We start from the raw sequence: 705 nt of genomic DNA, 5'->3' as shown, positions 1-705 counted from the left end.
TTGGCAAGCAGTTCCCGAAAAATACCCATTACAGCGTTTTGTACTTCTCTGAAGGCTACATTAGCGATATCCGTGGTAACACATTCATTCACCAAGTGAACCAAGACAGTCAGTTTGAACTACAATCTGCTTACTATACAAAAGCGACAAAACAGTCCGGGTATGAAGCTGCAAAAGCCAGCTTGAAAAAGTACCCAGATGTCGAGTTCATTTATGCTTGTTCTACCGACGTTGCGTTAGGTGCCGTCGAAGCACTGTCTGAACTTGGCCGTGAAGACGTTATGATTAATGGCTGGGGCGGTGGTTCTGCTGAGCTAGACGCTATCTTAAAAGGGGAGTTAGATATCACCGTCATGCGTATGAATGATGATACTGGCATTGCGATGGCAGAGGCGATCAAATGGGATTTGGAAGGTAAACCTGTACCAACGGTGTACTCTGGGGACTTCGAAGTTGTGACCAAATCAGATTCCCCTGAGCGAATTGAAGCTCTCAGAAAACGTGCATTTAGATACTCAGATAATTGATGACAATTACATCAAAGCTAAAAAAGCGTCGCTCGCTGTCGACGCTTATAACTAAAATTATTATTCTCGTTCTTGCTCCGATCATTTTAGGCATTTTCGTTCAGAGTTATTACTTCTCCAAACAGATCATTTGGCAGGAGGTCGACCGAACCAAGCAGCAAACGTCTGCGTTGATTCT

General features: G+C 44.0%; 1 protein-coding gene. It reads left to right on the top strand.

Annotation, left to right across the window (positions count from 1 at the left end; all coding sequences use genetic code 11):
• On the top strand, positions 1-527 hold a 527-nt coding region (locus R7040_RS26580; protein ID WP_318097599.1), incomplete at its 5' end, for a substrate-binding domain-containing protein.
• Between the last annotated feature and the right edge of the window lie 178 nt (positions 528-705).

Source organism: Vibrio sp. 1069, assembly GCF_033340555.1.
Note: the sequence above shows the minus strand (reverse complement) of the source record. Positions and strands in the feature narration are given on the sequence as shown.